Origin of the sequence: Bartonella rattaustraliani AUST/NH4, assembly GCF_000312565.1 — a bacterium.
In the GTDB taxonomy this organism is placed as follows: domain Bacteria; phylum Pseudomonadota; class Alphaproteobacteria; order Rhizobiales; family Rhizobiaceae; genus Bartonella; species Bartonella rattaustraliani.
Genome location: NZ_CALW02000088.1, coordinates 1 through 10,059, shown reverse-complemented (window position 1 = coordinate 10,059; position 10,059 = coordinate 1). Strand labels below are relative to the sequence as shown.

4 protein-coding genes and 4 pseudogenes are annotated in these 10,059 nt (G+C 39.4%); 1 reads left to right on the top strand and 7 read right to left on the bottom strand.

Translation table 11 applies throughout. From position 1 onward, the window contains the following. The 5 genes and pseudogenes from BN67_RS10660 to ssb form a co-directional block, all read right to left on the bottom strand. On the bottom strand, positions 1-4,876 hold a 4,876-nt coding region (locus tag BN67_RS10660; RefSeq protein WP_019224064.1), incomplete at its 3' end, for a DEAD/DEAH box helicase. A 609-nt stretch (positions 4,877-5,485) separates the two neighbouring features. Beyond that, positions 5,486-7,088, bottom strand: a pseudogene (locus BN67_RS13070) (YfjI family protein). Between the two features lie 406 nt (positions 7,089-7,494). Then, positions 7,495-7,695 (bottom strand): helix-turn-helix transcriptional regulator, encoded by a 201-nt coding sequence (locus tag BN67_RS10640; protein WP_019222130.1) that lies wholly within the window; start codon positions 7,693-7,695, stop codon positions 7,495-7,497. A 208-nt stretch (positions 7,696-7,903) separates the two neighbouring features. Next, positions 7,904-8,368: pseudogene (locus tag BN67_RS13065) on the bottom strand (tyrosine-type recombinase/integrase); the annotation flags it as partial. After that, a pseudogene (gene ssb, locus BN67_RS13905) lies at positions 8,359-8,592 on the bottom strand (single-stranded DNA-binding protein); the annotation flags it as partial. The pseudogenes BN67_RS13065 and ssb, both read right to left, overlap by 10 nt. 164 nt (positions 8,593-8,756) lie before the next feature. Here ssb and BN67_RS15350 point away from each other — a divergent pair. Next, positions 8,757-8,864 (top strand): annotated as a pseudogene (locus tag BN67_RS15350) (DUF4102 domain-containing protein); the annotation flags it as partial. Positions 8,865-8,918: 54 nt separating this feature from the next. Here the strand turns inward: BN67_RS15350 and BN67_RS10625 are convergent. Both BN67_RS10625 and BN67_RS14565 read right to left on the bottom strand, forming a co-directional pair. Then, the gene (locus tag BN67_RS10625) at positions 8,919-9,299 is read right to left on the bottom strand and encodes a hypothetical protein (RefSeq protein ID WP_033313401.1); all 381 of its coding nucleotides are present in this window, start codon (positions 9,297-9,299) and stop codon (positions 8,919-8,921) included. Positions 9,300-9,377: 78 nt separating this feature from the next. Further along, on the bottom strand, positions 9,378-10,059 hold a 682-nt coding region (locus BN67_RS14565; protein ID WP_019224059.1), incomplete at its 5' end, for a hypothetical protein.

The window sequence follows — 10,059 nt, the reverse complement described above, 5'->3', positions numbered from 1 at the left end:
CATAACGATTGGCATCATTCACAATACCACTTTTTTTATCAGTCTTTACACATTGACGCCCCATAACCCATTCAAGAGCGGGTTTGCCATTGATGATATACTCATAGGCTTCAAGAGGAATGTCTGTCATTGTGATATTGCTATTGTAAATAACCGTTGATTTATCTTTTTCGGATTTGCCTTTATCTGTGACTGCTTTTGCGAATTTCATTTCAGTCACATAATAGAATTTTTCTGGATTAGGGATATCAGCCAGTTTAGAATCACCCTTTTTAAAGGTTACTGGATAAGGCTCTACAGTTTCATAATTCACGTGCAAATGCCCTAGTTCACGTCCTGCTGTTACAAACTTCCAAAAATCTTCAGCAGTTTTCACACAAGGGATACGAGGCAATTCTTTAGAGAGGTTATCAGCATAACGAGCGCGGTAATCTTCTGAATGGAGTAGACCGTAAACATAATAGAATAGATCATCCTTAGTGATAGTTTCATTTGGATAAGCAGCTTTAAAATGGTCTAGACCTTCGTCCGTAATGGCATCACGCCTTTGTAAACCAGCTGTTTTGTTTTCCTCTATAGAGTTTGTAAATAAAAGGGTTTGTTTCTCACTTTTACTTTTTGAAACTGGAGCGTCTTCGTAAATATAACGTGGAAAGCATTGACCTTTTTCCATTGCATCTAGATTAGGTAAATTTTTACTCATCAATACAGAAAAACCGCTTCTTGCCCCAATGCCTGTAAGTTGTATTACTTTATTTTCAACGTTTTTTCCCATCGAAAATATACACGGCATTTGATAAATTGCTTCATTAAAGGTGCGATTATAATAGAGCCATTGTTTTGTAAAAGGACGATAAAGGCTTTGAATAAGGCATATTTCTTCAAATAGAAAAGTATTTCCTTTTATCAAATTTTGTTTAACACTATAACTCCAACTGATTTTTCTCTCATCCGCATTGACGAAATTATTTACAACCTTTGTACGTATTTGACGGTCAGCATGTACATAAGTATCATTAAAACGTTTCACTTCGCTATTATAAAAGCCAATCATATTACTCATGTTTTTTGCTAAAGCCTCACAGCTTGAGTTATATGCCCAAGCGTCACGACTAGTTACAATCCCAAGAGAAAAATTTTCAAAAAGCTTTTTACCATGACCTTTTTTATAACCTAAAGCTAAAAATGCTTTGAAACTCTCATCACGTTGATTGATCCAATCACCATGCTTGTCTGGTGTAATGAGTTGCCAGCCTTGTTCATGGGTAATACCATCAATACTGCAAAATTCGTCAAGGATCTCAAGTTTCCTTTTAGTTGTAAGATTACTACCAATGTCGTGATAGTAAATTTTACATGATTCAGTCACATTGGGCTTTTTGATAAAGAGCGTTATAGCGATACCGGTCATACTACCATTGCCAAAAACATTTTCCCCTTCTTGAGCAGCCCCATTACTTAACATGTTTTTACGCATATCTCCTCGTAAATTGAGTACGTAAATACTGCTAAATTCTTTGGCTAAAGATTTTCGTAAACCGTCCATTGTCGATTTTTCTATGTAACCTGAACCAGAAACAAAGCCAATTACTCCAGCATTATCAATACGGTCACTAGCCCAGCGAATGGCACGAATATAGCTATCATACAAATTTCTTTTTAGTTTTGCTTGAGATCTTGATGCATATGTATCACGAATTCTTGTATCAAGTGCAGTATAGGCTATATTCGCATTATTATCATTCTCACTTCTTTGACCAGAAGAATAAGGAGGGTTGCCAAGGATAACTTTGATATTGAGTTTTTTCTGAAGTTCTAAATAGTCACTGTTTTCTTTGAATACACCTCGCAGCAAATCTTTCTCTTCAAGCATCTGAAAGGTATCTGTTAAACCAATATGCTTGAAAGGGATATATTTTCCTTTCATAACACTATGATACGTCGTTTCAATGTTAATCGCCGCTATGTAATAGGCAAGTAAAACAATCTCATTGGCATGAATATCATGACGGAATTTATATTCCATATCCTCTGGTTTGATGAGGTTGGATTGCAAAAGTCTTGTGATAAAGGTTCCCGTTCCAGTGAAAGGATCAAGAATAGAAACCCCACGTGATCCTAAGCTTTTTCCAAACTCATTGCGCAACACATCATCAACGGAATGAATGATAAAATCAACAACCTCAACGGGGGTATAAACAATCCCAAGCCTATCCGTGGTTTTCTTAAATGCCTTGGAAAAGAAATCCTCATAGAGTTTGATAATAAGGTTCTGTCTTGCATGGGGTTCGGTAATCCCTGAGGCACGGAATTTCACACTGTTATAAAACCCTTGTAGTTCTAAAGACTCTTGCTTGATATCGGTTTTATCTAACTCAGCTAAAATCCTTTCCATCGCTTGAGAGATGCTATTGTTCTGTACAAATTCATTGCCATCAAACAAGGCTTCAAACACGGGACGCGTGACAAGATGTTGTCCTAACATCTCAAGCGCTTCCTCTTGCGTAAGACTGTCGTTTAAATTGCTCTTTAATTCCTTATGAAACGCATCAAAAGCACACCGAGCTTTGCCTTTCTCATCAGAAAGAATATCTTTAAGATGATTGATATGGTTTTGGGCAATCTCAGCAACATTATTCGCCCAAATGCCCCAATAATCAGAAAGGGTCGATCTTTTAATCAGAACCGTTTTAAGGGCACGAGGGAATGCCGCCATAAAATTGAGGCTTGTTTGTCCATTATGAATGGAAAGCGATTTACGGATTGGAGATACATTGCTTGCGCTTGCATGCGCTGGTTTTGCTTGCAGCGGAATGTCATCAACAACCGTGGTGACATTCTGTAAATCCATATTTTGAGAAACCGTTATAATCTCTAAAACAGAGCTTACATCTTGTCCTAAATTCATCTGATTAAGCGTTTTACTAAAATTCTCATCATGAGAAAGCAGAGCATCGAGAACTTGCCAAACAACACTGTATTTCTTATTGTTCTTTAAAGCTTTTTCGGGATCAATCCCAGCAGGGACCCCAACGGGTAAAATGATATAGCCTCTTTTTTTGCCCGGAGCGCGCCGCATCACACGTCCTACCGCCTGTATCACATCGACTTGGCTTTTACGCGGGTGCAAAAACATCACCGCATCCAAGGTAGGCACATCCACCCCCTCAGACAAACATCTTACATTGGTCAGCACACGACAGTGATTTTCCCCCACATTTTCTTCAAGCCAATCCAGTTTTCTTGTCCGCTCCTTGGCGCCATCCTTCCCATCAATATGATCAACTTCACAGATCAGAGGGGGCGTATCGGGGTGGTTTTGATAAAGTCTGTTGAAAATCCTCTTAACACCTTTTCCTTGAAAGGTATCACGGATCCGTTTAGAGGTCTTGATATCTTTACAAAAAGCCAAGGCACGGCGCATGGGGCTTGTATCATCCCCAAGATCAGTTTTCAAATCCAGTTTGGTTAAAGCTTGATAACATCCAACAATTTTTGTTCTATCATCGAGAAGAAGTTCATAATCGTTATTTGTGGTAGGCATCTCCATGCTTTTACTGATTTCCCCCTCATCAACCCCCAAAACAATAATCTTATAAGGGGTTAACAGTTCATTCTTGACCGCATCGGTGAAACTGTAGGTATAAAGCACTTTTCCATAAATGGTTTCATTATCCATGGAGGCGAGAACCGCATCAACCTCATCGGCACGCCTTTTGGCATGGTCACTAAAGATCCGAGGCGTTGCCGTCATGTACAAACGTTTCTTGCCTCGAATAAGACTGTTATCGTGAACCTTGATAAAATCAGATTCACTGTCCTCTGTTCCCAATGACGCCCCCGTTGTTCTATGCGCCTCATCACAAATGATGAAATCAAAGGCTGCTAAGCCATGATCCTTTTGCGCATCAACAATCACTTGGATCGATTGATAGGTAGCAAAAATAACACGCATAACATGGGGAGAAGAGTTGCCCACTTTCTCAAAAAGCTTAGAGGCATCGGTTGTAGCAGGGAGGGCTAAATCAGATGCCGATATTTCCCCATCATCCCCTTGCTTTTTACGGCGCTTGCCGATTTGCTTATCGGAACACACCGCAAAGCAATGCAAGGGCACTTGTGCATCGGCTGTCCATTCACGGATGCTTTGTGACATAAGAGCTAGAGAGGGAACCAAAAACAATACACGCTTGCCTGTTCCTGCTATGTGTTCTGCTATCTTCAAACTCGTAAAAGTCTTCCCCGTCCCACATGCCATAATCAGCTTGCCACGGTCTGCTTCTTTTAAACCCTCACAAACCGCTTTGAGCGCTGCTTTCTGATGATCTAAAAGCTTTTTCTTCCTTTGCTCGTAAAGAACAATGTTGCCTGTCTTGTCAAAGATACCCCAATCAATTGGACTATGGTCCATATCAAAGAGATTAATCCGATAAACCGGAACCGCTTGCCCTTCAATCATGGTATGGGCATTGTCGCTTAAATCTTTTTCCGTGCTATCAATGAGAAGACGGTATTTAAACCTCTTTTTACTCGAAATGGCGATAAAGCTTTCAATATCGTCTTGGGTAATCTGATGATTGGTCTCATAAAACTTACAGCGAATAGCAACGTAATCATCCTGATCACGAATTTTAGCGACCAAATCAATATCGGTGTCTGTATCGCTTCCTTTCCAACCCTTTTCGTCTGCGACCTCTCTATAAGTTTGAATCTTTTCGTATTCTTGCTTTTGGAGCGGGTCCCACGTCAAATAAGCAATGACAAACTTTTCAAAAGCGGCTTGCTTTTCTTGCTCTGAGATCGCTTGATCACGATAGGATTGTAAGAGAGAGCGTAAAGTAACATGTTTGTTATCAGAATAAAGAGGGTGAGACATAAAGACCAGACTCCATGACAATATATTCTATTGATTAATTCTCTTCAAAAGAATCAAAATGAAGTTTAATAAATACATTTCGGATAAATATCGAGTGTCAGATGAGGTGAAATTCCTGCAAAATCGGTAAATTTTTTCAAAAGGGGTTTTTAAAGGTTGTTTATCCACAGGCCATGATACAGAGTAGATCAGCAAAAGTGTGAAATTTACTGATCGTTTTATGAGAGTATCAATGGAGGGGGTTAAGTATCAAAAAGAATATTTTGAAGTATTTTACGATGCATTCAAAACGATAGGTTTCGTATGCTAAAAAAACACCAAAACCAGTACAAAACCCCTTGCTATATATATATTATGAGTTGTGTTTATAGGTTATATTGTCTTTATTGGTTCTATCTTCAAAATACTAACCAATTGAAATATAATGTTTTTTATTTTTCTTACTCTTTTAAAAAAATAATATAAACGTAGCCCCCACCTCCAAAAGCCACAAAACTCTTTTTAAGAAGAATTCTGATCATTTTCTTTGAAAAAAGGGGCAGTGAACAGAATATCATTAAAAAAGAGCTTTGTGCGATTGTCTTAAAAAAACTCTCAAAAGAGATTTTTCTATTGTGTGGTCCTATGATTTTTTACCAAGGGGTGCCATTCATAGTGTTTTGTAGGACGACCACCTTTTGGGCTTTTCTCTTCATAAATTTCACGAAGATAGTTGCAACGGCATAAAAGCTCTAAAGTTTGTTTAATGGTTTCAGTGTCCTTTAAAAGCTTCCAATGACGCTTATAAACATCTCGTACTGTAAAACCATCTGCTAAATGATCACAACGCTCTACAAGCAAATTTGCATGGTTTTCTAAAGCTATATTCCCCGCTGCATAAAGTCGTTTCGCATGGCTTAAGAGATAGGGTGACCAACGCAATGCCATAGAGAGTGAAGGTAAACCGATTTCAAAACGACCTCCTTCAACAAGTTCAAAAATCAAAGCAAGGGTTGTTATGGTTTTTGGCATTTTTAAAATATGTGATTGGTAAGATTCTGAGAACTGCTCTTCTTTGATCATCTTATAAAGGCTTTCCAACCATTCATAAAAATACTCTTGAGCATTAGGAGCAAAACGCATGATAAGCGGGTTATCAGGTGCCCCCAAGGGTTTATCCAGAAAAGAACGAAACATTGCTTCATAGTCTTGCCGTGCTTTCTGATTGGGAGCTCTATCAACTAATTTCCAATCTTGATTGACATCTGGCCACACCAACATTTGAAAACGTTGAATGAGACCATCATTGTTTTTTCCACAGTGCATTGCCTGAATGATAGGGGTAATTCGTGAAGGTTGAATGCCTCCAATCATTGAGAGAGTGACATTGGGAATGTAAATTGTTCCACGCCCTATACGATCATAGGTAAATTGCCCATCTCCATTAAAGGCTTCTAAATAAAACGCTCGTTCTGATTGAAACTCCGTTCTTTCCAAATTGGCAAAAAAACCAGCCAATTCATCACGCACCATTAAGAGACCACGGGGGTTTTCTTTTAAGAGTTCCCCAAGCTTTTCTACCGTGACATCATTGACGATAAGACGTCGTTTTATAGAACTGTCATCTTCCTCACTTTCTTTGCGTTCAAGAGCTTGTGAAAGAAGAGCAAGGGCTTGTTCTTCGTCTTGATCTTTGAGTGCTTTATAGGCTTGTTTTTTCTTTTCTCGTTTATCTAATTCATTAAGAATATCTTTTGTTTCTTGCTGTTTTTTCTTCTTTACCCACTCTTGATACCATTCCTCTTGAAGACATAGAGAGGTTCTAAAGCGGCTTGCATGGCATCTGTTTTCATGGTCGAAGGTTCCCCCACAATAACACCCCAGAGATTAGGAACAATTTTCCAATTATTATCATGTTGTTTTGGAGCAATCCGCACGCCATTACCAATCACAGCAGCTAAAGCACAGAGAGTAGCAACGGCAACAAAATCGACAGGGGATTGTTGACGATCTGAAACATCAGAAATATAGCTTCCTAAGCTTAAAGGGACTTGTGTAAGACTAAAAGGCTCTACTGGTAAAAGAGTAGCCTTGATTGGCTGTAATTCCCCCCAACCATTTTGTTGCAATGCTTTTCATAGGGAATGGCTTCTAAACAAGCATTGTTGTGTAAAGAGGCATTATCGTTCTCATTCACGAGCGCATTATGATTGAAAGTTTTATCGTATAACATAGTAATAGACCTTTTAAAAAAGAGAGAAATGGTAAAAGTCAGCCCTTGAGGGGCTTGCTTCATAGAGAGATCAAAGCTTTATTCATGCGCACGGGCAGCCAAGGCATAACCTGCTTTACGACCAGCCTCATCAGCGTCCATTGCGATTGTCAGACGGGCTTTGGTTTTGCGTAAATCAGGAGCCAATCATTGGCTTGGCATAAATGCACAGCACCGCCATCAAACCATGGGTAAAAGATAAACGAGGAAATCTATCATCATGGGTAGGGCATGTGATATGCCCGCAGCATGTGTATAAGAATACATTTTTTTATCCTATGATCTTGCGTCACAGGACGGATTTTGCTATTCACAACTCGATAAGTAATGAAGAGCCTTGTCCGTCCTTACGTGACAAGGTTTTCTTTTATGCAGCATTATTGCTACGGTTGTTTTTTGCTTTCTCTATCACACCGTGAAGATCAGATTGTAACCAACGCGACAAAAAACCAAACTTTAAGGGCTTTGGTAAAACACCGTTTGTCACATGACGGCGGAATGTTGAAACACTCATATGGAGCAATTTTGCACTTTCACGGTCTGTGAGAAGAGTATCATTTTCGGTCATTTAAAAATCCTTTCAGAACACAAATTGTAAACAAATCATGACCACTTATTAACCATATTTTTGCAGGATTGGAAAGTAATATTATCTATAAAAAACAGTCTTTTATCATGTGTTTTTAAAATTGAATCTTGATGAATCTTAATAACACAATATGAGAAAAGAGAGAGAGAAAGTTATCCACAGGTTATGGGGTATTGCACCCCATCTCTTAAGTTTGACCGGTGACAAAAGCAGCCCATTTATCCATATAAACACGCCGCTGTTCTAGATAGTCTGTACGACGATAGGCACGTTCTACTTGCCCCCCGACCGTATGTGCTAGAATGGTTTCAGCGACCTCATAGGGAGAATCGGTTGTTTCAGCAAGCCAATCACGTAAACTAGAACGAAATCCATGGGGGCAGGCTTCAAGTTTATTACGTCTCATGTAAATATACATACACTTCTCAGCGAGGGGACCGCGACCTCTAGCAGAAAAAAAGAAATCATTGCGAGATAAAAGGCGTGCTTGTTTTAAAACTTCTAATGCCTCTGTTGATAAGGGCACACGAAATTCTGTTGTAGTATCACGTTTTCCTTTCATATTTTCAGCAGGAATAGTCCATATATCCCCATTAACTTGATCCTTATGGATATGACGTAAAGGGCGTGTACGAACCCCTGTCAGAGATAATCAGAGGCGTCAAGAGGTCTTTGAAAGCTTTTGCTATAGTCATTTACCACTGTCGCATGAGCATTGTTATCATCACTTTTATTGCCATCTAACAGTTGCAGCTCGCCTTTGTATTTTGGCAAGACAACTTCTGTTGTATATCTCTCAACACCGTTTTTATCCTGCCATTTACGGGTTTGTAACTGCCCTTCAATATAGACCTTGCTGCCTTTGATAAGGTATTGATTTATAATGATAATCTAGCGTTATTCATATTGAATGAGAGACCCTAATATCGTAGGATTCTCTCATTTCAAACCTGTTTATGTTGAATCAATCAAAACCACTCACTTGCACATTACAAGTGGGATGAGTGTGTGGATAAAAACTAGAGAAGAAAGGACTAAAAATGGCTCTTATGAACCGTCTTAATGCAAGGGCTGTCGCAACATTGGGGGCTGGTAAATATAATGATGGTGCCGGCTTGTTACTTCATAAGCGTAAAGATGGAGGTGCTCATGAGAGAGAGAGGGCGCCCCACCGTGCCCGCGGTCATTATTCCCAAGTTATGTTATGACCATGCCGTATCATAAAGAAGTTCTAGATCACCAGAAAACCATGCCGTTCCAAAAATGAGAGCATCCCCACAAACCTTGGCATGCCCATAAATTTGTGCATATCCAAAAACCCATGCCTTACCAAAAACCTTGGCATTCTCATAAACCCGAGCATGGTCGCAAATCTGGGAATCTTGATAAACACATGCCTCATCACCAACCCATGCATTGCCTTCATGAGAGAGGTTTTCTTCCTTTTGAATAAAGCCTCCTAGGTCGCCAGCTTTGACATTATAAAAGTCCCTTAAAGCTTTAATGCGGTGTAAAGTGACACGGTTAACAACTTTAGTTTCATCAGTGAGTTCATATTTTTTAAACATAAGTGTATTAGTCATGAGAAAACCCATTCTATCATTCGTTAGATTATCAGTTGAAAATGAGGGTAAAGGGCGCCCCCGCCGCGCCCGTATTCATTACACGGCTTTATTGACGTCCTGATCAACAGCACAGACATCTTCAGAAAATTTCTTATTTTCTGTAAGAACGGCATTGCCATAAATTGTTGTAAATTGGCAAATTTGTGCCTTGCCACTCACACGAGCATTATCGTGAACTTTTGCAAAGGGACCAACGCGCGCCGAGCCAAAAACCTTGGCATTGTCATAAATATTGCTGCCGTCATAAATTATAGCTTTATCAAAAACATGAGCATTGCCATAAGCTTTTGACCATGCAGCAAGTCGTGATTTACCATAGACATGGGCATCATTAAACACCAGCCCACTCACATACGCATTTTCATAGACACGGGCGTTATCATGAATAAGAGCCCCCTGTGTAATCACGGCGTTATCACTCACAACGGCATTGCCAAAAACATAGCCCCCAATTTTTGCATTGCCATTAATGACTGCATTTTCATAAACATGCGCTTTATCATTCAAAACCCATGCCTTATCACTAATCACGGCATTCCCATAAACCCTAGCATAATTCACAACACAGGCATTATTGCGTATTTTTGCATTTTCAGAAACGCTTGCTTGGATAATCATAGCCTCATCATAAACCCAGCAATTGCCATCATGAGAGAGGTCGCTTTCATCTTTAATAAAGCCACCCAATTGACCAGCCTTAACATCATCAAAATCTCTT